This window comes from Micromonospora sp. PTRAS2, from assembly GCF_054052245.1.
This window is the reverse complement of the sequence record NZ_JBSWBU010000002.1, coordinates 880,059-905,122: the sequence shown is the minus strand read 5'-3', so window position 1 is coordinate 905,122 and position 25,064 is coordinate 880,059. Positions and strand designations below refer to the sequence as shown.

20 protein-coding genes and 1 pseudogene are annotated in these 25,064 nt (G+C 74.8%); 10 read left to right on the top strand and 11 right to left on the bottom strand.

Annotated features, from left to right (window positions below; genetic code table 11):
• Positions 1–41: 41 nt before the first annotated feature.
• Complete coding sequence (locus tag ACVMYR_RS09870) at positions 42–1,685, top strand: PKD domain-containing protein (RefSeq protein ID WP_457121644.1); 1,644 nt, start codon at positions 42–44, stop codon at positions 1,683–1,685.
• Between the two features lie 11 nt (positions 1,686–1,696).
• Here the strand turns inward: ACVMYR_RS09870 and ACVMYR_RS09865 are convergent, their stop codons facing one another.
• From ACVMYR_RS09865 to ACVMYR_RS09835, 7 genes and pseudogenes are all read right to left on the bottom strand, one after another.
• Entirely contained in the window at positions 1,697–2,359 is a 663-nt protein-coding gene (locus ACVMYR_RS09865; RefSeq protein ID WP_091279362.1) for a nucleotidyl transferase AbiEii/AbiGii toxin family protein, read from the bottom strand.
• A 4-nt stretch (positions 2,360–2,363) separates the two neighbouring features.
• On the bottom strand, positions 2,364–2,699 hold the full coding sequence (locus ACVMYR_RS09860; RefSeq protein ID WP_077936205.1) for a hypothetical protein: 336 nt from the start codon (positions 2,697–2,699) through the stop codon (positions 2,364–2,366).
• A gap of 71 nt (positions 2,700–2,770) precedes the next feature.
• Entirely contained in the window at positions 2,771–3,430 is a 660-nt protein-coding gene (gene msrA / locus ACVMYR_RS09855; protein ID WP_457121643.1) for a peptide-methionine (S)-S-oxide reductase MsrA, read from the bottom strand.
• A gap of 100 nt (positions 3,431–3,530) precedes the next feature.
• The gene (locus ACVMYR_RS09850) at positions 3,531–3,944 is read right to left on the bottom strand and encodes an HIT family protein (RefSeq protein ID WP_457121642.1); all 414 of its coding nucleotides are present in this window, start codon (positions 3,942–3,944) and stop codon (positions 3,531–3,533) included.
• Between the two features lie 78 nt (positions 3,945–4,022).
• Positions 4,023–4,403: a nucleotidyl transferase AbiEii/AbiGii toxin family protein gene (locus ACVMYR_RS09845; RefSeq protein WP_457121641.1), complete on the bottom strand. Its 381-nt coding sequence runs from the start codon at positions 4,401–4,403 to the stop codon at positions 4,023–4,025.
• Positions 4,404–4,448: 45 nt separating this feature from the next.
• A pseudogene (locus tag ACVMYR_RS09840) lies at positions 4,449–4,500 on the bottom strand (hypothetical protein); the annotation flags it as partial.
• An 83-nt stretch (positions 4,501–4,583) separates the two neighbouring features.
• Positions 4,584–4,913: a hypothetical protein gene (locus tag ACVMYR_RS09835; RefSeq protein ID WP_457121640.1), complete on the bottom strand. Its 330-nt coding sequence runs from the start codon at positions 4,911–4,913 to the stop codon at positions 4,584–4,586.
• Positions 4,914–5,046: 133 nt separating this feature from the next.
• Between ACVMYR_RS09835 and ACVMYR_RS09830 the strand changes: the two genes are divergently transcribed.
• The 3 genes from ACVMYR_RS09830 (at position 5,047) to ilvA (ending at position 8,925) form a co-directional block, all read left to right on the top strand.
• On the top strand, positions 5,047–6,189 hold the full coding sequence (locus tag ACVMYR_RS09830; protein ID WP_077936209.1) for a cystathionine gamma-synthase: 1,143 nt from the start codon (positions 5,047–5,049) through the stop codon (positions 6,187–6,189).
• 16 nt (positions 6,190–6,205) lie between these two features.
• Entirely contained in the window at positions 6,206–7,615 is a 1,410-nt protein-coding gene (locus ACVMYR_RS09825; protein WP_457121639.1) for an amidase, read from the top strand.
• A gap of 89 nt (positions 7,616–7,704) precedes the next feature.
• Entirely contained in the window at positions 7,705–8,925 is a 1,221-nt protein-coding gene (ilvA, locus tag ACVMYR_RS09820) for a threonine ammonia-lyase (RefSeq protein WP_396789812.1), read from the top strand.
• Positions 8,926–9,014: 89 nt separating this feature from the next.
• On the opposite strand, the gene greA is transcribed toward ilvA, so the two are convergent.
• Both greA and ACVMYR_RS09810 read right to left on the bottom strand, forming a co-directional pair.
• Entirely contained in the window at positions 9,015–9,515 is a 501-nt protein-coding gene (greA, locus tag ACVMYR_RS09815; protein WP_077936213.1) for a transcription elongation factor GreA, read from the bottom strand.
• Between the two features lie 141 nt (positions 9,516–9,656).
• The gene (locus tag ACVMYR_RS09810; RefSeq protein WP_353899371.1) at positions 9,657–10,091 is read right to left on the bottom strand and encodes a DUF4307 domain-containing protein; all 435 of its coding nucleotides are present in this window, start codon (positions 10,089–10,091) and stop codon (positions 9,657–9,659) included.
• Between the two features lie 179 nt (positions 10,092–10,270).
• Here ACVMYR_RS09810 and mca point away from each other — a divergent pair, with 179 nt between their 5' ends.
• From mca to ACVMYR_RS09795, 3 genes are all read left to right on the top strand, one after another.
• Positions 10,271–11,152, top strand: coding sequence for a mycothiol conjugate amidase Mca (gene mca, locus ACVMYR_RS09805; RefSeq protein WP_457121638.1), 882 nt, complete (start codon positions 10,271–10,273; stop codon positions 11,150–11,152).
• Between the two features lie 120 nt (positions 11,153–11,272).
• Positions 11,273–11,614, top strand: coding sequence for a hypothetical protein (locus tag ACVMYR_RS09800; RefSeq protein ID WP_457121637.1), 342 nt, complete (start codon positions 11,273–11,275; stop codon positions 11,612–11,614).
• Between the two features lie 487 nt (positions 11,615–12,101).
• Positions 12,102–14,549, top strand: a complete 2,448-nt coding sequence (locus tag ACVMYR_RS09795; RefSeq protein WP_457121742.1) for a putative bifunctional diguanylate cyclase/phosphodiesterase — start codon at positions 12,102–12,104, stop codon at positions 14,547–14,549.
• Positions 14,550–14,760: 211 nt separating this feature from the next.
• Here the strand turns inward: ACVMYR_RS09795 and ACVMYR_RS09790 are convergent, their stop codons facing one another.
• Positions 14,761–15,792 carry a phosphatidylinositol-specific phospholipase C domain-containing protein gene (locus tag ACVMYR_RS09790; RefSeq protein WP_457121636.1) on the bottom strand — a complete coding sequence of 344 codons (1,032 nt, stop codon included), beginning with the start codon at positions 15,790–15,792 and terminating at the stop codon, positions 14,761–14,763.
• Positions 15,793–15,917: 125 nt separating this feature from the next.
• On the opposite strand from ACVMYR_RS09790, the gene ACVMYR_RS09785 reads away from it, so the two are divergent.
• The 3 genes from ACVMYR_RS09785 to purE all read left to right on the top strand — a co-directional run bounded on the left by ACVMYR_RS09785 (position 15,918) and on the right by purE (position 19,708).
• Positions 15,918–17,954, top strand: coding sequence for a thioredoxin domain-containing protein (locus ACVMYR_RS09785; protein WP_457121635.1), 2,037 nt, complete (start codon positions 15,918–15,920; stop codon positions 17,952–17,954).
• A gap of 102 nt (positions 17,955–18,056) precedes the next feature.
• Positions 18,057–19,220 (top strand): 5-(carboxyamino)imidazole ribonucleotide synthase, encoded by a 1,164-nt coding sequence (locus ACVMYR_RS09780; RefSeq protein WP_457121634.1) that lies wholly within the window; start codon positions 18,057–18,059, stop codon positions 19,218–19,220.
• Positions 19,217–19,708 carry a 5-(carboxyamino)imidazole ribonucleotide mutase gene (gene purE, locus ACVMYR_RS09775; protein WP_363632250.1) on the top strand — a complete coding sequence of 164 codons (492 nt, stop codon included), beginning with the start codon at positions 19,217–19,219 and terminating at the stop codon, positions 19,706–19,708. Before ACVMYR_RS09780 ends, purE begins: the two co-directional genes overlap by 4 nt.
• A gap of 119 nt (positions 19,709–19,827) precedes the next feature.
• Here the strand turns inward: purE and ACVMYR_RS09770 are convergent, their stop codons facing one another.
• A complete protein-coding gene (locus tag ACVMYR_RS09770; RefSeq protein ID WP_457121633.1) occupies positions 19,828–24,828 on the bottom strand; it encodes an SCO7613 C-terminal domain-containing membrane protein in 5,001 nt (1,666 codons plus the stop codon).
• Between the last annotated feature and the right edge of the window lie 236 nt (positions 24,829–25,064).

Here is a 25,064-nt window from a genome sequence, read left to right as displayed (position 1 = left end):
ACGAGGAGGCGATGACCATGGTCGCGACGCGACGGACAGGCGTGCGGACCGGACGCGGCGTGCGTACCGCCGGCCGGCTGGCGCTGGCGGCGGCGGTCGCGGCGGCCGGGGTGCTGGCCGGGGTCGCCCCCGCGCAGGCCGTCGCCACCCGCACCGTGGCCTTCTGGAGCATGGACGAGCCGACGGGCGCCACGGTGCTCACCGACAGCAGCGGCAACGGCCCGCACGGCCGCGTCGGCGACGAGGTGGTGGCCGGGACGCGCTACGACGGCGCCACCGCCCACCGCTTCGCCTACCACAACCCCGCCGACAAGGAGTACGTGCCGGGGCACGTCAACCTGGTGCCGGCGAGCAACGACTTCAACCCCGAGGCCGGCGACTTCTCGTTCTCGATCCGCTACCGCACCACGAAGTCCTTCGGCAACATCATGCAGAAGGGCCAGGGCGGCACGGCCGGCGGCTACTGGAAGTTCGAGGCCCCCGAGGGCAAGCCCCGGTGCATGTTCCGGGGCGGCGACGGGGCGACGCGCACCGGCTACACCGGCACGTCCATCTCCGACGGGCAGTGGCACACCGTCACCTGCAACCGCACCGCCAGCTACGTCGAGATGTACGTCGACGGCGTGCGCACCAGCCGGCTCACCGGCCCCACCGGGACGATCGCCAACAACTGGCAGTTCTCGATCGGCGGCAAGAGCTCCTGCGACGGGGTGAACGTCACCTGCGACTACTTCGCCGGGGACATCGACTGGATCCGGCTCGTCAAGGGCACCGGCGGCGCGGCCAACACCCCGCCCAGCGCCGACCTCGCCGCGTCCTGCTCCGGGCTGGTGTGCGCCTTCTCCGCCGCCGGTTCCACCGACGCCGACGGCGCGGTCCAGGACCACGCGTGGGACTTCGGCGACGGCGCGACCGCCGACACCGCCAGCGTCCCCACCACCACCCACACGTACGCCCAGGCCGGCACCTACCGCGTCGCCGTCACCGTCACCGACGACCGGGGGGCCACCGGCACCGCCACCCGGGACGTCACCGTCGCGCCGCTGCCCGAGCTGATCTCGTACGTCGGGCAGGCCACCGCCAACGCGAACGTCACCAACCACTCCGTCGTCGTGCCCGCCGGAGTCCGGCCGGGGGACGTCCTGCTGCTGTTCCTCAGCCAGAACACCCACGCCGACACCGGGGAGCCCACCGGCGTCACCGGCTGGACGCGACTGGACCGCCTCGACGGGGGCTACGCCACCACCACCGCCTGGTGGAAGATCGCCGCCGCCGGTGACGCCGGGACGACCCTGCGGGTCACCCTCGGCAAGCAGTCGAAGGGCAACCTGGTGCTCGCCGCCTACCGGGGCGCCGACCCGGCCGCCCCGGTGGCCGCGTTCGCCAGCGCCGCCGACCCGGCCAGCTCCGCCACCCGGGTCACCCCGACCGCCCCGGTCGCCGCCGAGCGCGGGTGGGGCGTGTCGTACTGGCTGCACGGCGACGCCACGTCGACCGCGCTGACCCCGCCGCCCGGGGTGCAGGTGCGCAGCAACAGCTCCCAGACCGGCGGGGGGCGGGTCACCGGGCTGCTCGCCGACTCGGGCGCGTCGGTGCCGACCGGCGCGTACGGCGGCCTCGGCGCGACCGCCGCGGCGGCCAGCACCACCACGACCACCTGGACCGTCGTGCTCCGCCCCGCGTGACGCCGGTCGGCCTACCTCTGCTCCAGAGAACGACTGAGGTCGCGCCGCCACTGCGCGAACCGTTCCCGCAGGCCCGGCAGCTCAGCGGGAGAGACGCCGTAGCAGTCGAAGTCCGCGTCGGTGATCTGCGTCAAGGCGCCCAAGGCGTCAACGAAGGCCGCCACCTCAAACCCGGGATCGGCGTTCATCGCCAGATCGAGGAGACGCCCCCGGGTGTAGCGGCCACTGCTGAGCGCTGCATCCACGTCGAGGAAGTCCCGCGCCTCGGCGCGGCCGAACAGGGCACACATCTTGTTGGCGACGGCGTCGTCCGGATGAAGGACAGGGCCGACTGGCGACGGGACCGGAGGATGGGCACGCCAGTCCGCCGACATCTCCAGTTTCTCCGGCTCGCTCCCGGGTCTGGACCGATCAGCGAGAAGGAGACGGGCGAAGGTCTCGTTGCGGATGACAGCGGTCACCTCGAAGCCGTGCGCGTCGAACGCCTTGACGACCTCGTCAACGGCACGGGGGAACTCGGCGCGAGTCTGCCAGGCGGTGAAGAGATCCACGTCCCAGCTCAGTCGGGCACCCATCCCATGGACGCTCACCGCGTATCCGCCCGCCAGAGCAAAGCCGTAACGGCCCGCGACAGCGAGTGCGATCTCGGCGATGAGGGCGTGTTGCTGCTGCATGACCTCAGGCGGCAACCTGGCGCGTCCGCCGAAGTTCGGGGAAACGACTCTCCCACGACTCCCGCACGGAAGTAGGCAGCCACATCGAGGGCCACAACCGGATCAAGGTCTGACGGTCGAGGAACGTGTGCAGGTCCTCGGGGGCGGCGGCCTCGTTGAGTACCGTGCGGTACAGGTCAAGGATGCGGCCGGGGTCCGCGAGGTCGTAGCGGGCGTTTCCCGACCACTTGAGGTGTCGGGGAAGGTCGACGACGCCGCTGGTCGGACCGTCGAGCCGATCGAGGGAATCGGGCACGACGACCGGCTTGGCGTATCCGCGTGGGCGGATGTCACCGGCCATCGTGCCCTCCTAGACGTCTCTGTCAGGGTAACGGGTCAGGGCCGCCGGAGGTGCGGGCCAGCCTGTCCCTTTCAGGCGGTGCGGGCCACGCCCACCGGGCAGCTCAGCCCGTTCGGCCCGTGGTTGCAGTACCCGTTCGGGTTCTTCGTCGGGGCCAGGTACTGCTGGTGGTAGTCCTCGGCGAAGTAGTAGCCGCCGAGCCGGTCGATCTCCGTGGTGATCTCACCCTTGCCGGCCCGCGCCACGATCGGCGCGAACGCGTCCCGCGACGCGGTGGCGGTGGCGAGCTGCTCGTCGGTGCTGGCGTAGATCGCCGACCGGTACTGGGTGCCCACGTCGTTGCCCTGTCGCATGCCCTGGGTCGGGTCGTGGTTCTCCCAGAACACCTTCAGCAGATCCTCGTAGCTGATCACGGTGGGGTCGTAGACGACCTGGACGGCCTCGGTGTGCCCGGTCATGCCCGAGCAGACCTCCTCGTACGTCGGGTTCGGGGTGATCCCGCCCGCGTAGCCGACGGAGGTGGTGAGCACGCCGGGCAGGGTCCAGAACAGTCGCTCGGCGCCCCAGAAACAGCCCATCCCGAACACGGCGACCTGCGCGCCCGCCGGGAACGGCCCCTTCAGCGAGGAGCCGAGCACCTCGTGGCGGTCGCCGATCGGCATCGCGATCGGGCGGCCGGGCAGGGCCCGGTCGGGGGTGGGCAGCTCGGCGGGCATGCGACGAAGGAACACGGTGGAACTCCTCTCGTACCTCTCCCCGCGTGCAACACCGCCGGGCCCCGGTTCCTTACCCGCCCCGGCGGTGGGTAACCGACGCCCGTCGGGCGGGGCCTCAGGCCACGGCGGCGGCGACCCGGGCGGCGTACGCCCCGGCCTCGGCGTCGTCGGCGTAGCGCGTGCGGGGCCAGAAGAACCCGCGCAGGCCGTCGCCCTTCGTCCTCGGCACGACGTGGGTGTGCAGGTGCGGCACCGACTGGGACACCTTGTTGTTCATCGCCACGAACGTGCCGCCGGCCCCGAGCCCCGCCTCGACGGCCACGGCGAGCCGCTGCACCAGCCCGAAGTAGCCGGGCAGGTCGCCCGCCGGCAGGTCGGCCAGGGTCACCAAGTGGGTGCGCGGCACCACCAGCACGTGGCCCTTGAACACGGGCCGGGTGTCGAGGAACGCCACCCCCTCCGGGGTGTCGGCGACCCGGAACGCCGGGACGTCACCGGCCGCGATCCCGCAGAACACACACCCGCCCATCCGGCCAGGCTAGCCGCGCGCCCCGCCCACCGCCGCACCGCGAACTGCGGCTCCGCGTCGCACATCGCCCCGGCGACGTCACCACCGATCGAGATAGGTGTCCCACTCGTCGTCGGCAACGCCTGGCGGGCCGGTCTCACCGTTCGCCAGGCGAGCCCTGATGTCGGCCTCCCACCGCGATGCCCAGCGTCGCAGCTCATCAAGGTCCGGCTCGGTCAGGCCGTAGGTGAGGAATGTGCGAGGGTCACGCTCGTCGACAGCACCGAGCCGGTCTGCCAACTCATCCAGCGAGAATCCCGCGGTGTGACGCGCGCCGAGAGCCTCAAGCTCGGTCCAGCTGAGTTGTGCGTTCGCGGCGTGGATGTCGATGAAGTCCCGGTGCGCGGCTCGATCGTGCAGGGCTCGCACCTTCAGCCCGACCGCGTCCTCGAAGGCGAGAACGGGGCCGATGCTCAGCATCGGCCAGCCGGCTCACCACGGTCGAAAGCGGCAGCGCCGAGGCGGTGGCGAAGTCGATGTCCTGTGACGGCCGGCTCACCAGCTCGTGCGCGCACATGGCGTAGCCACCCGCCAACACCAGACCGAGATCGTCACCAGCGGCGAAACCGATTCTCAGCAACTGGCGGTGCAGCTCCTCCATCAGAGGGCGGCGAGACCGGGCAGCCGGCGTTCCCAGAGAGCGATCAGGCGTCGAGCGGTCAACCGGCGGATGCGGGGCCAGTCGTGTCGGAGCAGAGTGGCGTTGACGTACCGGATCAAGTCGTCCCGCTGGCCGCAGTCGAGCAACAGGCAGTAGAGCGTCAGGCGCTCACGAGGGTCGCTGACGTCGAAGTCAGCCGGACCGGACCAGGCCAGCCGCACCGGAAGGTTGACCCGCCCGTGCTCCGGGCCGGCCAGCAGCCCCAGGGAGGGCGGGATCCGGTCTGCTGCGCCGACCAGGCGCGAGGGCAGCGGCACGGTCGAGGTCATCCGCCAAGTATGGAACACCGGTCGGACAACCTCACGAAGGCGCGGCCGGCTCGGGAGGCGGTGAGCGGGGAACCCTTCTCTACCGTAGGCGTTAACAAGGGGCCCCTCCTTCCCACCGGCTAACGTCTGCGGCATGAACCACGGCTTCGAGACGCTCGCGATCCACGCCGGACAGGACCCGGAGGCCCGCACCGGCGCGGTGATCCCACCGATCTACCAGACCAGCACGTACGCCCAGGACGCCGTCGGCGCGCCCCGGCAGGGCTACGAGTACAGCCGCTCCGGCAACCCGACCCGCGACGCCCTCCAGGAGTGCCTCGCCGCGCTGGAGGGCGGCCCTGTCGGGCTGGCCTTCGCCAGCGGCCTGGCCGCCGAGGACGCCCTGCTGCGTACCGTCTGCAAGCCGGGCGACCACGTGGTCATCCCCGACGACGCGTACGGCGGCACGTACCGGCTGTTCGCCAAGGTGGCCGAGCGGTGGGGGCTGACGTACACCCCGGCGAAGGTCTCCGACGTCGACGCCGTGCGGGCCGCGATCCGGCCCGGCGCGACCCGGATCGTGTGGCTGGAGACGCCGACCAACCCGCTGCTCGGCATCGCCGACATCGCCGCCCTGGCCGCCGTCGCCCACGACGCGGGCGCGCTGCTGGTGGTCGACAACACGTTCGCCTCGCCGTACCTGCAGCAGCCGATCGCGTACGGCGCGGACGTCGTGGTGCACTCCACCACCAAGTACGTCGGCGGGCACTCCGACGTCGTCGGCGGGGCGTTGGTCGCCGCCGACCGGACGCTCGGCGAGGAGCTGCGCTACCACCAGAACGCGATGGGCGCGGTCAACGGCCCGTTCGACGCGTGGCTGACGCTGCGCGGCATCAAGACCCTCGGCGTACGGATGGACCGGCACTGCGACAACGCCGAGCGGATCGCCGCGTACCTCGACGGGCACGCAAAGGTCGCCCAGGTGATCTACCCGGGCCTGCCGTCGCACCCCGGTCACGAGGTGGCCACCAAGCAGATGCGCCGCTTCGGCGGCATGATCTCGTTCCGGGCGGCCGGCGGCGAGGAGCACGCCGTCGAGATCTGCAACCGGGCCAAGCTGTTCGTGCTCGCCGAGTCCCTCGGCGGGGTGGAGTCCCTGATCGAGCACCCGGGCCGGATGACACACGCAAGTGCCGCCGGCTCGCCGCTTGAAGTTCCCGGTGATCTCGTGCGACTGTCTGTCGGCATCGAGACGGTCGACGACCTGCTCGCCGATCTGGAGCAGGCACTGGGCTGACCGCTGGTGAGGGAGGGTGGCCGTGCAGGACCTCATGCCGACCTGGGTGGGCGCGACCGCGAAGCAGATCGCCCGCGGCGTACGCCGGGGTGACGTCTCCGCCACGCAGGTCGTGGCCGACCACCTCGACCACATCGCCCGGGCCGACGCTGACCTCGCCGCGTTCCGCACGGTGCGCGGCGGCGAGGCGATCACCGAGGCGGAGAAGGTCGACGAGCAGGAGGAGCTGGCCAACCTCCCCCTGGCCGGCGTGCCGGTCGCGGTCAAGGAGAACACCGCCGTCGCGGGCCTGCCCACCTGGCACGGCTCGGCGGCGGTGCGCAGCGCCGTCGCCGAGGCCGACCACGAGGTGGTCCGGCGGCTGCGCGGCGCGGGCGCGGTGATCCTCGGGGTGACCCGGATGCCCGAGCTGGGCCTCTGGGCGCTCACCGACGACGCGAGCGCGGTCACCCGCAACCCGTGGGACCTGCGGCGCACCCCCGGCGGCTCGTCCGGCGGCGCGGCGGCGGCGGTGGCCGCCGGGCTGGTGCCGATGGCGCACGGCAACGACGGCCTCGGCTCGATCCGCATCCCGGCGGCCTGCTGCGGCCTCGTCGGGCTCAAGCCGGGCCGGGGCGTGGTGCCCTGCCAGCTCGGCGCCGACGACTGGTTCGGCCTCACCGAGCACGGCATGCTGACGTCCACGGTCGCCGACGCGGCGGTCGGCTTCCAGGTGCTCGCCGGCCGCCCGCAGGAGAAGCTGGTCCCGCCGCAGCGGCTGCGGGTGGGCGTCTCGCTGCGGTCCCCGGTGCGCGGCGTCGCCCCGGACGCGCCGAACCGCGACGCGGTCGCCGCCGCCGGCCGGCTGCTCGCCGCCGCCGGCCACGACACCGTGCCCGCCGACCCGGTCTACCCGACCCGCCTCGGCCTGGCCGGCATCGCCACCTGGTTCGCCGCTGCCGCCGCCGACGTGCGGGCCGCCGGGCTCGACCGGCGCAGCCTCCAGCGGCGCAACCGCCGGCACGTCGCGCTGGGGGAGTGGGCGCAACGCCGGGGGTACGTCCGCGAGTCCGACCGGGTCGCCTGGCGCGAGCGGTCCATCGGCTTCTTCGCCGACCACTCGGTCGACCTGCTGCTCACCCCGGCGCTGGCCGGGCCGCCTCCGGAGGCCGTCGGCTGGTCGGGCCGGTCCTGGGCGGCGAACATGAAGGCCAGCATCCGGTACGCCCCGTTCGCCGCCCCGTGGAACATCGCCGGCCTGCCCGCGATCGTGGTGCCGGTGGGCCGCCGCCCCGACGGGCTGCCGGTGGCGGTGCAGCTCGTCGGCCCGCCCGGCTCGGAGCTGCTGCTGCTCGGCGTCGCCGGCCAGTTCGAGATGCAGGCCCCGTGGGCCCGGCACGCCCCCGGCTACCCCCGCGTCGGCACGGGGTCGCCGGCCGCCGCGTGACCGTCCGGCCCGCCGTGACCGGCTCGTAGCCGCAGGTAGCGGCCGGTGTCGCCGCCGTCGGGCGGTGCCGGTGGTGGCACGATCGGGGCATGACGGAACTGGTCGGCCTCGCCGAGGTACGCGCCGCGCGGGAGCTGCTCGCCGGCGTCACCCGCACCACCCCGCTGGAGCCCTCCCGCCCGCTGAGCGCCGCGCTCGGCGGGCCGGTGTGGCTCAAGTGCGAGAACGTGCAGCGCGCCGGCTCGTACAAGGTGCGCGGGGCGTACGTGCGGATCTCCCGGCTGTCGGCGGCGGAGCGCGACCGGGGGGTGGTAGCCGCGAGCGCCGGCAACCACGCCCAGGGGGTGGCCCTCGCCGCCGGGCTGGTCGGCACGCACTCGACGGTCTTCATGCCGGTGAACGCGCCGCTGCCGAAGGTCGCCGCCACCAAGGGCTACGGCGCGCAGGTCGAGCTGATGGGCAACACCGTCGACGAGTCGCTGGTGGCGGCGCAGACCTTCGCCGAGCGGACCGGGGCGATCCTCATCCACCCGTTCGACCACCCGGACGTGATCGCCGGGCAGGGCACCGTGGCGCTGGAGATCCTGGAGCAGTGCCCCGACGTGCGGACGATCGTCACCGGGGTCGGCGGCGGTGGCCTGATCTCCGGCATGGCGGTGGCGGCGAAGGCGTTGCGGCCCGACGTGCGGCTGGTCGGGGTGCAGGCGGCGGGCGCGGCGGCCTACCCGCCCTCGCTGGCGGCCGGCGAGCCGGTACGCCTGCCGGCGTTCAGCACCATCGCCGACGGCATCGCCGTGGGCCGCCCGGGGGAGATCACCTTCAACCACGTCCGCAAGCTCGTCGACGAGATCGTCACGGTCTCCGAGGAGGACATCTCCCGGGCGCTGCTGATGCTGCTGGAACGGGGCAAGCAGGTCGTCGAGCCGGCCGGGGCGGTCGGGGTGGCGGCGCTGCTGGCCGGCGTGCTGGAGGTCGAGACACCGGTGGTGGCGGTGCTCTCCGGCGGCAACATCGACCCGCTGCTGATGCTGCGCGTCATCGAGCACGGGCTCGCGGCGGCCGGACGCTACCTGCGGGTGACCGTGCGCTGCTCGGACCGCCCCGGGCAGCTCGCCTCGCTGCTCAGCGAGATCGCCGAGCACCGGGCGAACGTGGTCGACGTGGAGCACCAGCGGGCCAACCCGCACCTGCGGCTCGGCGAGGTCGAGGTGGCGTTGTCGGTGGAGACCCGGGGCGTCGAGCACTCCGACACGCTGATCAGCGCCCTGCGGGCCAGCGGCTACCAGGTGGTCTTCGCCGCCGACCGCTGAGCTGCTGCCGGTGCAAGGAAGGGCCCCTTGTTAACGCATTCCGTTGTACAAGGGGCCCTTGTTAACAGTTGTTCGGCTCGACGGCCGGGTCAGCCGGTGAACGGCTCGAAGCTGACCACCGTCACCTTGATGTCCGCGCCGCTCGGCGCGGTGTAGGTCACCGTCTGGCCGGGCCGGCTGCCCAGGATCGACTTGCCCAGCGCCGACTCGGGGCTGTAGACGGTCAGCTCCGTGGTGGAGGAGATCTCCCGCGAGCCGAGCAGGAAGGTCTCGGTGTCGTCGGTGTCGTCGTCGAAGTAGATCGTGACGACCATCCCGGGGGAGACCGTGTCGGCGCTCGGCGCCTCGCCGACCTTGGCGGTGCGGAGCAGCTCCTTCAAGTAGAGGATCCGTCCCTCCTGCTTGCCCTGCTCCTCGCGGGCGGCGTGGTAGCCGCCGTTCTCCCGGAGGTCGCCCTCCTCGCGCCGCGCGTTGATCTCGGCCGCGATCACGGGCCGGTTGGCGATCAGCTCGTCGAGCTCAGCCTGGAGGCGGTCGTGCGCGTCCTGGGACAGCCAGGTGGCGGGCGCCTCGTTCCCTTTGTTGGACACAGGCGATCTCCTCGGTTGTGCGGACTGGCTGACGGGTGAACTACCAAGTTACCAGTGCCGTGCCCGTCCGGGTGCAGACGATCACCGCGGGTGCCGGCGGCGGGGCCCGCGGTGCGCGTGGCGCGGTGGCGTCTCAGCAGCTCAGTCGGCCGGTCGGCAGCGCACCACCTCACCGATGAAAGGGCGGGCCGTGGTGGCCAGCCGATGCCGGGCGGCGGCCTGGGACTCGCCTGGCGGGGCGGCCACGGTGACCTCCTCGCGGGCCACCTCCGCCCCGTCGTGCGAGCGGGCCCGCAGCACGCAGGTCGCCGAGCCGCCCGCCGGGACCGTCACCCGGAAGTCGACCACCACCTGGGAGTCGGTGATGTCCGTGTACGTGATCACCTGGGCGTCGTAGGTCGGGTCGCCGTACTTGCCGTACATGCTGAACGCCGCCAGCCCGAGTGCCGCCACCAGGGCTGTCGCGAGCAGCGCGACCAGCGCCGGCCGGCGTCGGCCCGGCTCCCTGCGCCGGCCGTAGCGGCCCGGCGGGAACACGGGCGCACCCGGCGTGATTGTGGCGTGCGTCTCGGTCACCGGCGGCGGTCTCCTGGCGTTGTTGTCGGCCCCATCGGCAAGAATGGCAGAGTCCAATCTTTCCAGCCCGGCGCCGGCTCGTGGACGAGTCCTCAGTCACCTTCGCTGAGGTAAGGATGACAGGTCGGCGGGCGACGCCGGCAGGCAGCGCCGGTGGGCACAGACGAGGAGCGCCGCAAGTGGCAGAGCAGCTGCGTCTCATGGCCGTCCACGCGCATCCCGACGACGAGTCGAGCAAGGGTGCCGCGACCATGGCGAAGTACGTCGCCGAGGGGGTCGACGTGCTGGTCGTGACGTGCACCGGTGGCGAGCGCGGCAGCGTGCTCAACCCCAAGATGGACCGGCCGGACGTGTGGGCCAACATCGCCGAGATCCGCCGCGCCGAGATGGACGCCGCCCGCGCCATCCTCGGCGTCGAGCAGGCCTGGCTGGGTTTCGTCGACTCGGGGCTGCCCGAGGGCGACCCGTTGCCGCCCCTGCCCGAGGGCTGCTTCGCCCTCCAGGACGTCGAGGTGGCCGCGGGCCCGCTGGTGCGGCTGATCCGGCAGTTCCGTCCGCACGTGATCACCACGTACGACGAGGACGGCGGCTACCCGCACCCCGACCACATCATGACCCACAAGGTCACCGTGGCCGCGTTCGACGCCGCCGGCGACCCGGAGCGCCACCCCGACCTCGGCGACCCCTGGCAGCCGCTCAAGCTCTACTACGACGTGGGCTTTTCCAAGGGAAAGATCCTGGCGCTGCACGAGGGCATGCTCGCCGCCGGCCTCGCGTCGCCCTACGAGGAGTGGCTCAAGCGCTGGGACGACCGCCCCGACAAGGGCCCCCGGATCACCACCCGCGTCGAGTGCGCCGACTACTTCCCGGTCCGCGACGACGCGCTGCGCGCCCACGCCACCCAGATCGACCCGGACGGCTTCTGGTTCCACGTGCCGATGGAGCTCCAGCGGCAGGCATGGCCCACGGAGGACTTCCAGCTCGCCCGCTCGGTGGTGGACAGCCCGCTGCCCGAGTCCGACCTCTTCGCCGGGGTCCGCGAGACGGCCCATGCCTGCTGAGCCGGCCGTGCCGGCGGGAGCTGCACGGGCCGCACGGCCCGTGCGGCTCACCGAGCCGGCCGTGACCGCCGATCCGGCGCCGGGCTACCCTGGGGTCCTGCCACGACCCGGAGGAACACCATGCTGACCGCCGCCCAGGTGCTCGCGCAGAACAACTTCGGTGACACGCGTACGGGTGGCCTGGCCGGCCCGATGGGCCTCTTCCTCATCGTGCTGCTGGGCACCGCCACCGTGCTGCTCATCCGCAACATGAACTCCCGGCTGCGCCGCCTGCCCGACCACTTCCCCGCGCCCGGTGAGTCCGCCGACGCGGGCCGGGTGGACGCCGCCGTCGGGAGCGGGCCAGCGGCCACCGACGCGGGGCGGGCCGACGCCACAGTCGTCGATCCGACAGACGGGACCTTGGGGCACGACTCACGCTCGACCGCCCCGAAGGGCCCCCAGCAGCACGGAAACGGGTGATCGGGGCGTGATTCACGCCGAAGCCGGCCGTCGCCCCCTGTTGCGCTCCCCGGCTTTGGCTTAGCCTTCCGCCGGGGGACCAAAAGTCCCCGGGCCGCGCGCGGGAGGGGGCACCGATGACCGGGTCAGCGACGGCTGCCCGCTGTGCGGTGCGACGGGCTGTCCGTCTTGCGGCGCTCTGCCCGGCTGCCTGCGGTGCGGCGCGATCGGCTGCCCACCGCCACGCGGTGCGACCGGCTGCCCACGGCGCGGTGCGGCGACCGGCGGACGGGGGAGGTCGGTGACCTCCGCCAGGGCCGACGATCCGCTCGGCCTGCCGGAGCCGGCCAGCGCCGATCCCGGCCCGTCGGGGCGGGCCGGCACCGAATCCGACCCGCAGTCGCGGGCCAGCACCGAATCCGGTCCGCCGGGGCGGGGCGCCGCCGGAGACCCCGACCGGTCGGCGGAACGGAGCACCCCTCACCGGGTCCTCGCCCTGACCGTCGCCGTGGCGCTCACCGCCCTCGTGGCCGCCGCGATCGGGCTCACCCTCCCCACCCACCTGCCGCCCGACGACCCGCTCCCGGCACCCGCCCGGTTCGGCATCGGCGTCGCCGTCGTCGTGGTCGCCCAGCTCGCCCGGCTGCGCTTTCGCACCGCCTCCGGAATGGTGAGCACCACCTGGGGCGAGGCGGCCCTCGTCGTCGGGCTCCACCTGGTCCCCGCCGGCTGGCTCCCGGCCACCACGCTCGTCGGCGCCGGGCTGGCCTGGGCGCTGCTCTCCCTGGCCGCCGACCGTCAGCCGCCGCTGGAGACCGTCCGCATCGCCGCCTCGCTGAGCGCCGCCACCGCCCTCGCCGTCGCGGTCACCAGCGCCCTCGGCGCGCCCCTGCTGGCCACCCCCACCCCGGAGCTGGCGCTGGCGCTGGCGGCCGGCGCGGTGACGTACCTGCTCGCCACGGCCTGGCTCGGCGGGGTCGCCGTCGCCCTGCGGCACGGCGTGCCGATGGGCCCGCCGCTGCTCGCCGCGCTGCGCGGCAAGCTGCTCATGTTCGTCGGGAACGTGGCTGTCGGCCTGGCCGCCGTGACGCTGCTGGAGCTCGACGCCCGCTGGCTGCTCGCGTTCCCGCCCGTGCTCTGGCTGCTCCAGCAGACCTACCGGCACCGGCTGCGGGCCGACCAGGAGCGGCGCACCTGGCGGGCCTTCGCCGAGGCCACCGCCGCGCTCAACCAGCTCGACGAGCGGGGCGTCGCCACCGCGGCCGTCACCGGCGCGCTGACCCTCTTCGGTGCCGAGCTGGTCGACGTGGACGTGGCGCGGGGCGACGGCCGGTGGCGACGCTACCGGGGCGACAGCGGCGGCCGGGTGACCGACCGGGAGATCGACCCGCCCACCGGCTCCGCCGCCGGCCCGCACGAGCTGGTCCGCCCGCTGACCGTCGGCAGCAGCCGGGTCGGCGAGCTGCGCGTCCGGTTCCCCGGCTCGGCGCCACCCGACGCCCGCGAGCAGGACGCCGCCGCCGCATACTCCGACGCCCTCGCCGCCGCCCTGCACGACGCCGCCACCCACCGCGAGCTGCGCCTCGTCACCGCCCGTTCGTCGTACGAGGCGGTGCACGACCCGCTGACCGGCCTGCTCAACCGGGCCGCCATGCTCGGCAAGGGCGACCAGGCGCTGCGGCAGCGCGCGCACGACCACCCCGTGGCCCTGCTGCTGCTCGACATCGACCAGTTCAAAGAGGTCAACGACACCCTCGGGCACGCCGCCGGCGACCAGCTGCTGCGGCTGACCGCCAACCGGCTCGGCGCGCTGACCCGCTCCGGGGACCTGCTCGGCCGCCTCGGCGGCGACGAGTTCGCCCTGCTGCTGACGTCGGTTCCGGTGGTCGGTGCCCGGACCGCACCCATGGCGTACGCGCTGCGCCAGGCCCGGGAGATCGCCGAGCGGCTCGCCGCCCCGACCGAGGTGGCCGGGGTGCGGATGTCCGTCGAGGTTTCCGTGGGGGTGGTGGTGGCCGACGCCGGCACCGCCGACCTGACGGAGCTGCTGCGCCGGGCCGACATCGCGATGTACCAGGCGAAGGAGGGCGGCGGCAGCGTCGCCGCGTACGACAGCTCGAAGGACGCCGCGAGCACCGACCAGCTCGCGCTGCTCGCGGAGCTGCGGGAGGCCCTCGCCGCCGACGACCAGCTGGTGCTGGCGCTCCAGCCGGCGGTGGACCTCGCCACCGGCGCGCCGACCGGGGTGGAGGCGCTGATCCGCTGGCGGCACCCGCGTCGGGGCTGGCTCGGCCCCGGCGACTTCATCCGCCCGGTGGAGAACAGCGAGCAGCTCGGCACGTTCACCCGGTACGTGCTGGACAAGGCGCTCACCGTGGCCGCCGAGTGGGCCCGCGCCGGCCTCGACGTGCCGATCTCGGTGAACCTGTCGGCCCGCAGCCTGCTCGACCCCCGGCTGCCCGCCGAGATCGGCGAGGCGCTGCGCCGCCACCAGGTGCCGCCGCAGCGGCTGGTGCTGGAGATCACCGAGACGGTGGTGATGAGCGAGCTGGAGGTCATCGACGAGGTGCTGGCCACCCTGCGGTCGATGGGCGTGCAGCTCGCCGTGGACGACTTCGGCACCGGCTTCTCGTCGCTGGCGTTCGTGACCCGCATCGCCGTGGACGAGCTGAAGGTCGACCGGTCGTTCGTGATCCGGATGGCGGACTCACCGGAGGCGGCGGCCATCGTCCGGGCGACCGTCGGCCTCGCCCACGAGCTGGGCCTGCGGGTGGTCGCCGAGGGCGTGGAGACCGCCGAGCAGCGGCTCGCCCTGGCCGAGCTGGGCTGCACGGCCGCCCAGGGCTACCACTTCTTCAAGCCGATGCCGGCCGACAAGATCAGCGCGGTGCTCGGGTCGCTGGTGGACACGTCCCAGGCGAACGTCGTGCCGCTGCGCGCAGACGGCGCCTCCTGACCTCGACGGCGGGTCCAGGGCATTCAGGCTCGGGTGCCTGACCGGACCAGGTAGTCCGGGCACGGGTCCAGTTCCGGCTCGACGCCTGGGAGATCTTGGAAAGAAACGGCCCCCGGAGGGGCCGAAATCTTCCAAGATCTCCATCGCCTTCGCGTCTCAACACACCCGACTCATGCTCGGCAGCCCTCTTTGCCGCCGACGCGCGGATCGGTCAGCCGCGGGGGAGGACGTCGTCGACCACGCTGGGCAGGGCCGCCCAGTCGGCCGAGGCGATGCTCGCGTGGGCCCGCGCTAGTTGCGCCACCCGGGCCGCCGCCGCGTCGGGGTCGGTGTTTCCCACCGCCGGGGGGACGTTCTGCGCACTGGTCATCACCAGCAGGTAGTGGTTGGTGTCGTACCAGGCGGTGTCGATGCCGCCGGTGACGTACGCCGACGCGTCGCCGTCGAAGACGACGAACCAGGGGCGCAGGGCGGTGTCGGCGTACCGGGTGCGGGGGTCGCCGGCCTGGGCGCGGTGCACGGCCGGGAACGCCTGCGCCGAGCCGAGGGTGCCGGCGGCGGCGAGCGCGGCGAGGTGCTGGGCGTACTCGATGTCGGTCCACAGCTTGTCGGTGGGGTTGCTCTCCTCGAGGGTGCCGGGGATGAGGTGCACGACGACCCGGCCGGCGAGCTGCTGTCGGGTGGGCCAGTTGTCGGCGCGGGTGGCGGCGTCGAGGCTGGCGTGGCCGCCCAGGAGGTCGGCGGGGCGGAACACGGCTGACCCGAGCCGGGCGGCGAGCAGCGCGTCGAGCTGCGCCGGCCCCTGCCCGGTGCGGGCGCTGAAGCCGGTCTTCAGCTCCAGTTTGAGGTGCAACGGGCCGGCGTCGGGGTGGGCGGCGAGCCAGAGCCGGATGTCGTCGAGGCAGTGTTCGAGGTTCTTGTTGCGGGTGCCGGTGTAGAGCTGGGCGGCGTTGGTGGCGGCGACGCAGTTGTTGTTGTTGCCGAGCGGGTTGGAGTGGCTGACCCGCCACTGGTTGGCGACGATGTCGGGCCAGACGTCCAGCTCGATCATCCCGGGCCGGGCGTCGAGGGCCTGCGCCAGGTAGTCGTACGTCCCCTTGTCGTACGCGTTGTGCGTGCCGACGGCGGTGGTCGCCGAGACCCGGGCGCCGGGGTCGACGGCGGCCTCGGCGGGGCCGGCGGCGACGAGTGCCGCGAGCACCGCGATCGACGTGAGCGCGGGCAGGGAACGGGATCGGCGCATGCGTGCCTCCTCGGCGGGCCGGCGACCGTCGCCGGGCATGCACCGATATAAATACATGAACGTGAATGGGGGAAGACCTGCGGGCGGCCGGCGCGGTACCGCCGCCCGGTGGATATGGTCGACGGGTGAACCGACTCGCGAGCGCCACCAGCCCGTACCTCCTCCAGCACGCCGACAACCCGGTGGACTGGTGGCCGTGGTGCGACGAGGCGTTCGCCGAGGCGAAGCGGCGCGACGTGCCGGTGCTCGTCTCCGTCGGCTATGCCGCTTGCCACTGGTGCCACGTGATGGCGCACGAGTCGTTCGAGGACGAGGCCGTCGGCAAGCTGCTCAACGACGGCTTCGTGGCGATCAAGGTGGACCGCGAGGAGCGCCCCGACGTCGACGCCGTCTACATGACCGCCACCCAGGCGATGACCGGGCAGGGCGGCTGGCCGATGACGGTCTTCGCCACCCCGGACGGCACCCCGTTCTTCTGCGGCACCTACTTCCCGAAGCCCAACTTCGTCCGGCTGCTGGAGTCCGTCGGCACCGCCTGGCGGGAGCAGCGCGAGGCCGTGCTGCAACAGGGCTCCGCCGTGGTCGAGGCGATCGGCGGGGCGCAGGCCGTCGGCGGCCCGACCGCCCCGCTCACCGCCGACCTGCTCGACGCCGCCGCCGCCCAGCTCACCCGGGAGTACGACCGGGAAAACGGCGGCTTCGGCGGGGCCCCGAAGTTCCCGCCGCACCTGAACCTGCTCTTCCTGCTGCGTCACCACCAGCGCACCGGCTCCGCCGAGAGCCTGGAGATCGCCCGGCACACCGCCGAGGCGATGGCCCGGGGCGGCATCCACGACCAACTGGCCGGGGGCTTCGCCCGCTACTCGGTGGACGGGCACTGGACGGTGCCGCACTTCGAGAAGATGCTCTACGACAACGCGCTGCTGCTGCGCGTCTACACCCACCTGTGGCGGCTCACGGGCGACCCGCTCGCCCGGCGCGTCGCCCGCGACACCGCCCGGTTCCTCGCCGACGAGCTGCACCGGCCCGGCGAGGGCTTCGCGTCCGCGCTGGACGCCGACACCGAGGGCGTCGAGGGGCTCACGTACGCCTGGACCCCGGCCCAGCTCGTCGAGGTCCTCGGCGAGGATGACGGCCGCTGGGCCGCCGACCTCTTCGCGGTCACCGAGTCAGGTTCGTTCGAGCACGGCACGAGCGTGTTGCGGCTGGCCCGGGACGTCGACGACGCCGACCCGGCGGTCCGGGGCCGCTGGCGCGACGTCGTCGGGCGGCTCCTCGCGGCCCGCGACACCCGCCCCCAGCCGGCCCGCGACGACAAGGTGGTGGCCGCCTGGAACGGGCTGGCGATCACCGCGCTCGCCGAGTTCGTCCGCCTCGTCGAGACCCTCGGCACCGGCGGCGACGAGGCCGACGCCAACCTGCTGGAGGGCGTCACGATCGTCGCCGACGGCGCGCTGCGGGACGCCGCCGAACACCTGGCCACCGTGCACCTCGTCGACGGCCGGCTGCGCCGGGTGTCCCGCGACGGGGTGGTCGGCGAGCCGGCCGGGGTGCTGGAGGACTACGGCTGCGTGGCCGAGGCGTTCTGCGCCATGCACCAGCTCACCGGCGAGGGGCGCTGGCTGGAGCTGGCCGGCAACCTGCTGGACACCGCCCTCGCCCGGTTCGCCGCCCCCGGCGGCGGGTTCTACGACACCGCCGACGACGCCGAGCAGCTCGTGGCCCGGCCGGCCGACCCGACCGACAACGCCACCCCGTCCGGCCGGTCCGCGCTCGCCGCCGCCCTGGTCACGTACGCGGCCCTGAGCGGGGAGGCCCGCTACCGGGAGGCCGCCGAGGCGGCCCTCGCCACCGTCGCGCCGATCGTCGCCCGGCACGCCCGGTTCACCGGGTACGCGGCGGCGGCCGGCGAGGCGCTGCTGTCCGGCCCGTACGAGATCGCCGTGGTGACCGACGACCCGGCCGGCGACCCGCTCGTCGCCGCCGCGTACCGGCACGCCCCGCCGGGCGCGGTGCTGGTCGCGGGCCGGCCCGACCAGCCGGGCGTGCCGCTGCTCGCCGATCGGCCGATGCGCGACGGGCGGCCCACCGCGTACGTCTGCCGGGGGTTCGTCTGCCAACGCCCGGTCACGACCGTCGACGACCTCCTCGCCCAGCTGTAAGGAAGGGCCCCTTGTTAACGCATTCGGTATAGCGGGGTACCCCGCTCACCCCTCGCCCCGATCCTCGCCGGCGGCGGAGCCGCCGCTAGGCTGGCCCGCGAGATGGATACCCGAACCGGTCTGCCAGTTGTCGGCATGGTGGGGGGCGGCCAGCTGGCCCGGATGACCCACCAGGCCGCGATCGCCCTCGGTCAGTCGCTGCGCGTGCTCGCGCAGGCCCCGGACGACGGGGCGGCCCTCGTCGCCGCCGACGTCCAGTACGGCGACCACACCGACCTCGCCGCCCTGCGCACCTTCGCCAAGGGCTGCGACGTGGTCACCTTCGACCACGAGCACGTGCCGACGGAGCACATCCGTGCCCTCGCCGCCGAGGGGGTGAAGCTCTTCCCTCCGGCCGACGCCCTGCTGCATGCCCAGGACAAGCAGGTCATGCGGGAGCGGCTCGGCGAGCTGGGCGCACCCAACGCGGCGTGGCGGCCCGTCGCCGAGCCGGCCGACCTGGTCGCCTTCGGCGACGCGCAGGGCTGGCCGGTGGTGCTGAAGGCGGCCCGGGGCGGCTACGACGGTCGGGGCGTCTGGCTGGTCGACGACGCCGCGCAGGCCGCCGAGCTGGCGGCCACCCTGCTCGCCGGCGGCACCCGGCTGATCGTCGAGGAGCGGGTGGCGCTGCGCCGGGAGTTGGCCGTGCAGGTGGCCCGCTCCCCGTTCGGGCAGGTCGCCGCGTACCCGGTGGTGGAGACCGTGCAGGTGGGCGGCATCTGCGTCGAGGTGCTCGCCCCCGCGCCGGGCCTGCCCGAGGAGCTTGCCGTCGCCGCCCAGCAGCTCGCCATCGACCTGGCCACCGCGCTCGGCGTGGTCGGCCTGCTCGCCGTGGAGCTGTTCGAGACCCCGGCCGGGCTGGTGGTCAACGAGCTGGCCATGCGCCCGCACAACTCGGGCCACTGGACGATCGAGGGGGCCCGCACGTCGCAGTTCGAGCAGCACCTGCGGGCCGTGCTCGACTATCCGATGGGCGACACCTCGCTCGCCGCCCCCGTCGTGGTGATGGCGAACGTGCTCGGCGGGCAGCCGGGCGGCATCTCCATCGACGAGCGGCTGCACCACCTCTTCGCCGCCGAGCCGGGCGCGAAGGTCCACCTGTACGGCAAGCAGGTGCGACCCGGCCGCAAGATCGGGCACGTCACGGTGCTCGGCGACGACCTGGCGGACGTGCGGGCGCGGGCCGCCCGGGCCGCCCACTGGCTGACGGAAGGGACGCCGGCATGACCACCGTCGGTTTGATCATGGGCAGCGACTCCGACTGGCCGACCATGAAGGCCGCCGGGGAGGCCCTCGCCGAGTTCGGGGTCGGCTACGAGGTGGGCGTCGTCTCCGCCCACCGCACCCCCGGCAAGATGATCGAGTACGGTCGCACCGCCGCCGACCGGGGCCTCAAGGTGATCATCGCCGGGGCGGGTGGGGCCGCCCACCTGCCCGGCATGGTCGCCTCGGTCACCCCGCTGCCGGTGATCGGCGTGCCGGTGCCGCTCAAGCACCTCGACGGGATGGACTCGCTGCTGTCCATCGTGCAGATGCCGGCCGGTGTGCCAGTGGCCACCGTGTCGATCGGCAACGCCCGCAACGCCGGGCTGCTCGCCGTCCGCATCCTCGCCGCCGCCGACGAGGGGCTGCGGGCGCGCATGGTGGCCTACCAGGCGAGCCTGGAGCAGTTGGTCGCCGACAAGGAAGCCGCCCTCCACGCCACCCTGGCCTGACCGCCGCCGGCCCGCCCTGCCGTCACCGCCGGCCGGACCCGCCGCACGCTGCCGTCACCCGCGTGCGGACCCGGCGCACTCCGCGCAACAAGGCACCCACGCCACAGGGCCCCTCCGATTCATCTCATTCCGCGCAGGGCCGTCTGGAGGCGGTCCTGGGCGCGGCGGCGGCGCTCGTTGCTCGCGCCGAGCACCAGCAGCACCAGCCCCACCGGGATCAGCACCAGCCAGGGGCCGAGGCTGAACAGCGCGTGCACCGCCGCGATGGCGGTGACCGTCGCGCCGACGATCACCGGGGCCTGCTGCTGGCTGGTGGTGCCGAAGATCAGCACCGCCACCGCGCCGAGCAGCAGCAGCACCTGCCGCAGCATGCTGGAGTCGGTGGCCAGCACGATCGCCAGGGTCGGCACGAACGCGGCCACCAGCGCGGGCCCGTACGCCACCCAGCTCGACAGGTCCGGCCGCTGCCGCAGCTCCAGCACCCCCACCAGCAGGGCCAGCGCCGCGAACGGCAGGGTGTAGGCCTCCGGCAGCGCCACGTCGGCGACCCGCATCAGGATCCACCAGGCGACGATCTCGCAGAAGACCACCGCCCAGAACAGGATCCGCCGCTCCACCGGCTGCCGCCCTGGCCGGGCCGCCGCCACCCCGAGCACGGCACCCCAGGCGGCCAGCAGCGCGGCGATGTGCCGGGGCGAGTCGAAGGCCAGCGCCAGGGCGATCAGCGCGGCGGCGAACCCGCTCCACTCCACCGTGGCCGCCTCGCGCCGGGCCTCCGGCCGACGCAGCCGGGGCAGGGTCGCGGCGAACACCTGCAGGGCCGCCCCGACGGCCAGCACCCCGAACGCGGACCAGACCGCGGCCAGGCCCGCCACCAGGCCGACGACCAGCACGAACAGCTGCGCCGTCAGCGAGGCGAACAGCCAGCCGAGGATCCGGGCCCGCTGCGTGGTGCCGTACAGGGCGGCGACGACGCCCACGCCGACCGCCCCGCCGAGCGTGAACAGGGTCAACTCCCGGGTGGCCAGGCTGCCCAGCAGCCCGGCCCCGCCCCCGGCGAGGCCGATCACGAAGACCAGCACCCGGGCGGTACGCAGCGACCGCGCCCGCTCCGCGATCGGCGGGGGCGGGCTGAGCGCCAGCCCCAGCATCGAGATCGTGAACACCGACAGGGCGGCCAGCACGCTCACCGGCCAGCCGTGGCCCAGGGCGGTCGGTGTGATCAGCAGGGTCACCGCCGCCCCGGGCAGCACCACCGGCACCGCCCGGGACCGTCGCCCGCCGCTGAGCCCGACGGCGGCCAGCGCCGCGGTCAGCGTGAGCAGCAGCGCGGTCAGCACGTGCGTCGGGTCGACCGCGTCGGCGGGCGGGGCGAGCAGTTCCGGCGGCGGCCCCTGCCACACCCGCTTCAGCGCCCGGTACGGCTCGACCAGCGCCACCTCCAGCGCGGGCGCGAGCGAGAACACGGCCAGCGCGACGGGCAGCGCCGCGGCGGCCAGCGCCCCCGCCGCCGGGCTGACGCGCCAGCGCACCGCCGTGCCGTCGTCGTCGGGGGCCCGGCGCAGCGCGCCGTCGAGCAGCACCGTCCAGCGCCGGACCCGTTGCGCCGAGCCGGCCGGCGGCACGGTCGACGCGCGGACCAGCTCGGCGAGCACCCCGAGCAGCGCGGCGGCCGCCGCGTACACGCCGGAGGGCAGCCCGGCCACGATGGCGGCGGCGGCACTGACGGTCGCGCCGCCGACGATGGCCGCGCTGGCGTACGGAAGATATTGCGGGACCTGCCGGCGGACCGCGGCGATCGCGGCCAGGCCCAGGCTCGACGCGGCCAACGCGGCCGTCAGCACCACCTCGGGTGACCGGCCGAAGTCGGCGGCCAGGGCGGCCACCGCGCCGGGGAGCGCGAGCAGCGCGGCCCCGGCCGCGATCCCCCCGATCTGCACCAGGTGCGGCGGCATCCCGTCCGCTTCCACGTCGTCCACCAGCGGGGCGGCGAACACCCGGGACAGGGCCGCCACGACCACGCCGACGAGCACGATCCCGCCCAGCGCCAGCGCGGTCGTCCACGGCCGGACCAGCCCGGCGCCGGCCGCGTGCAGGGCGACCGCCCCGGCGACGGTCGCCCGGGACAGCCCGGCGCGCGGGTCGAGCGACGCGGCGGCGGCCGTCCCGAAGGCGGTGGCGACCGCCAGGCCGACCACCACCGGGGACCACCAGGGCAGGTCGAAGGCGGCCGGGAGGCTGATGGTGGCGAGGACGGCGGCGGCACCCGAGACGTCGTGCCTCCACGGATGCGGCAGCAGCACCCCGGCGGCGATGCCGAGCAGGGCCAGGGCGACCGGCGCCTGCCAGGTGGACCCGCCGGTCGGCGCGGCCGGCCAGCCGGACAGGTCGCCCGCCCAGATCGGGCCGGGGGTGGCCAGCACGCCCCAACCGCCGCGCAGCGCGCTCCAGCCCGCGAGCAGCCCGATCAGGGCGCCGCCGACGGCCAGGCCGAGGATCGGCCCGCGCCGCCACTCCTCCGGCATCGCCCGTGCCACCGCCGCGACCGCCGCCACCAGCGCGGCGGCCACCACGAGCTGCCCGCCCGGGGTGAGCACCGCCGCGACCCGGACCAGCGTCGCGACCAGCGCCGCGGTGACCGCCGCCGTGGCCAGGTCGGAGCCGTCGAGCGTCACGTCCGCACGCCGCCCCGCGTCGATCGACGGGGCGAGGAAGACCAGCAGGCCGGCCACGAACAGCAGCGCGCCCACCCAGGCGTCGGCGGCGGTGGCCCCCGGCGCGGTGAACGCGGCGGCCGTCACCACCAGCGCCCCGAGCCCGGTGCCCAACGCCAGCGGCATGGGGATGCGCCGCTCGGAGACCTGCACCAGGGCCGCGTAGCCGAGGGTGACGCAGACCGCGAGGAAGCTCGCCGCCAGCACCGGCACGGTGACCACGCGCAGGCTCGCCGGGGTCGGCGTCGGGTCGGTCGGCACGGTCGCGGCGACGAACGCCGCCACCGCCCCCGGCAGCGCGAACGCCGCCCCGCCCGCGGCCCAGTTGGCGACGGTGTCCGCGGCGGCTGCGGCGGTCATCCGGACCCGGGGCACCACCGCGACCAGCGCGCCGCCCACGAAGAGGGCGAGCAGCACGGCGGCGGTCAGCGCCGGCCGGGCCAGCCCGGCGCCCGCGCCGAGCAGGCCGACGACGGTGGCGGCGACCGCGTGCACGGTGGCGGACCGGGTCGTCGTGGCGGTGAGCCCGACCGCGCCGATGCCGACGGCGGCGACCACCATCGGCCACGGCGCGGCCGCCCAGCCCAGGCCGAACGACGCGGGGACGGCCAGCGCGGTCAGCGCCGCCCCGGCCACCGCGAACTCGCGGCGGATCTGCGGGGGCAGCGCCAGCACGGCGGCGACGGTGAGCAGGAAGGCGCTGGCGGCGAGCTGCCAGGCCGCCGGGCCGACGGAGGCGGCCAGCTCGGCGGGGTAGCGGTCGAGGTCGGCCGCCCAGGCCGGGGTGGCCGCGAGGGCCGGGGCCAGCCCGGCGCGCAGCGCGCCGACGGCCACCACCAGGCCGCTGACCGTGAGCGCCGCCGCCGAGGCGAGCTGCGGGCCGCGCCGGGCGGCCTCCGGCAGGGCTCGCACCGCCAGGCCGGTGACCGTGATGACGGCGGCGACGAGCAGCAGGGCCCGCCCGGGGAGGGCCACCGCCGCGACCCGGCCCAGCGCGCCGACCACCGCGAGGGTGAGCACGCCGGCGGCCACGTCCGGCAGGGGCGGCCGGCGCAGCACCAGCGCGCCGCCCAACCCCACCAGGGCGGCCAGCAGCAGCGCCGCGCCCGCCCCGGCCGCCGTCGGCACCGAGGCGGCGCGCAGCAGCGCGGTCACCGCGTACGCCAGGGCCAGCACCACCGCGACGCCGTGCAGCAGCCAGGTCAGCTCGCGCAGGGCCGGCACCGGGCGGGTGGGCGGCTCGCCGGCCGGCACCCCGCCGGAGGCGTCGAGCACCTCGCCGGCCTCCTCCGGGTCGCCCTCCGGCCGCCGCTCCCCGCCGGGCCGGCCGCCCCGGGTGGGCCGGTCCTGCACGGCGTCCCCGGCGGACGGGTCGGCTCCGGCGGGCCGGTCGTCCTCGCTGGGCCGCCGGGGCGGCGGGGCGGGCGGGGCGATCCGGCCGCCCGGCAGGTCCTGACGCACCGGCCGCTCCACCGTCACCGGGGACCGGGCCAACCAGAGGTCGACCATGGCGACGACGGTCAGCACCAGGGCCCAGCCGGCCGGCCCGGACACCCGGTCGTACGCCAGCAGCGGCAGCACCGGCTGCGCGGCCAGCACCGTGGCGAAGCGGGGCGCGCGCAGCCCCGTGAAGAGGGCGTAGCCGAACCCGACGGCGGCGGTGACCAGGAAGATCACCCCGGCGAAGACCGCACCGGACGCGCCCCCGCCGCCGATGAGGTCCACCGCCCACAGCGCGTACCCGGCGAGGGGCACCAGCAGCAGGCCGACGGCGGAGATCGTCTCGGCGGTCGAGGTGAGCCCGCGCCGGGCCAGCACCGGCGGGGCGAGCAGCAGCAGCACCGTGGCGACGAGCAGGACCCCGAGCCGGGACAGGGCGTCCATCGAGCTGGTGGCCACCACGGCGAAGACCACCGCGGCCACGGCGAGCAGCAGCGCGCCCAGCCCGAGGGGGATGTTCTGCACCTCGCGGGACGACGCCTCCGGCGGATTCTCGGGGTCGTCGGCGTCCAGCCAGCGGGCGGCCGACGGGGGTGGGGGCGGCGGGTCCTGCGGCGGGGGTGGGGCGGCGCCCTGGCGGGGCACCCGGGGCGGGGCTCCCGTCGTCGCGGTCGGCGGGCGGCGGCCGGGGCGGCGGCGCAGCACCCGCCGGGGGCGTACGGCCTGCTTGAGGCGTTCCTCGGTGGCGTGGCTCAGGATGTCCCGCTGGAAGAGGGCGGCCTGCATCTTCGCGGCGATCTGCCGCTGCTCGGCGGCGATGGCGGCCTCGCGGGCCTTCATCTCCGCGATCGAGCGCTCGACCTCCGCGAGGTGACCGGCCCACTGGGGCTGGTGCGCGCCGCAGTGCGGGCACTGCGCGGCCGGCTTGATCTCCCGACTGCACGAGGAGCACTGAAAGGTCTGCACGACACCCCTCCACCCGGCCGGCCCGCACTGTGGACTACCACTGTCGCAGCATGCCCTGAGCCGGCGCGGATTTCGACACCTGTCGGCGGTTCGGCGGTGACGAATGGGTGACCGGGGACGCCACCGGGCCGACCGGGGCGGCCGACGGGGTGACCGGGGCGGCCGAGCGGTGGCCCCGACGTGCGACGGCCGGCCCCGGACGAGGTCCGTGGCCGGCCGTCACCGGTGTCGGTCGG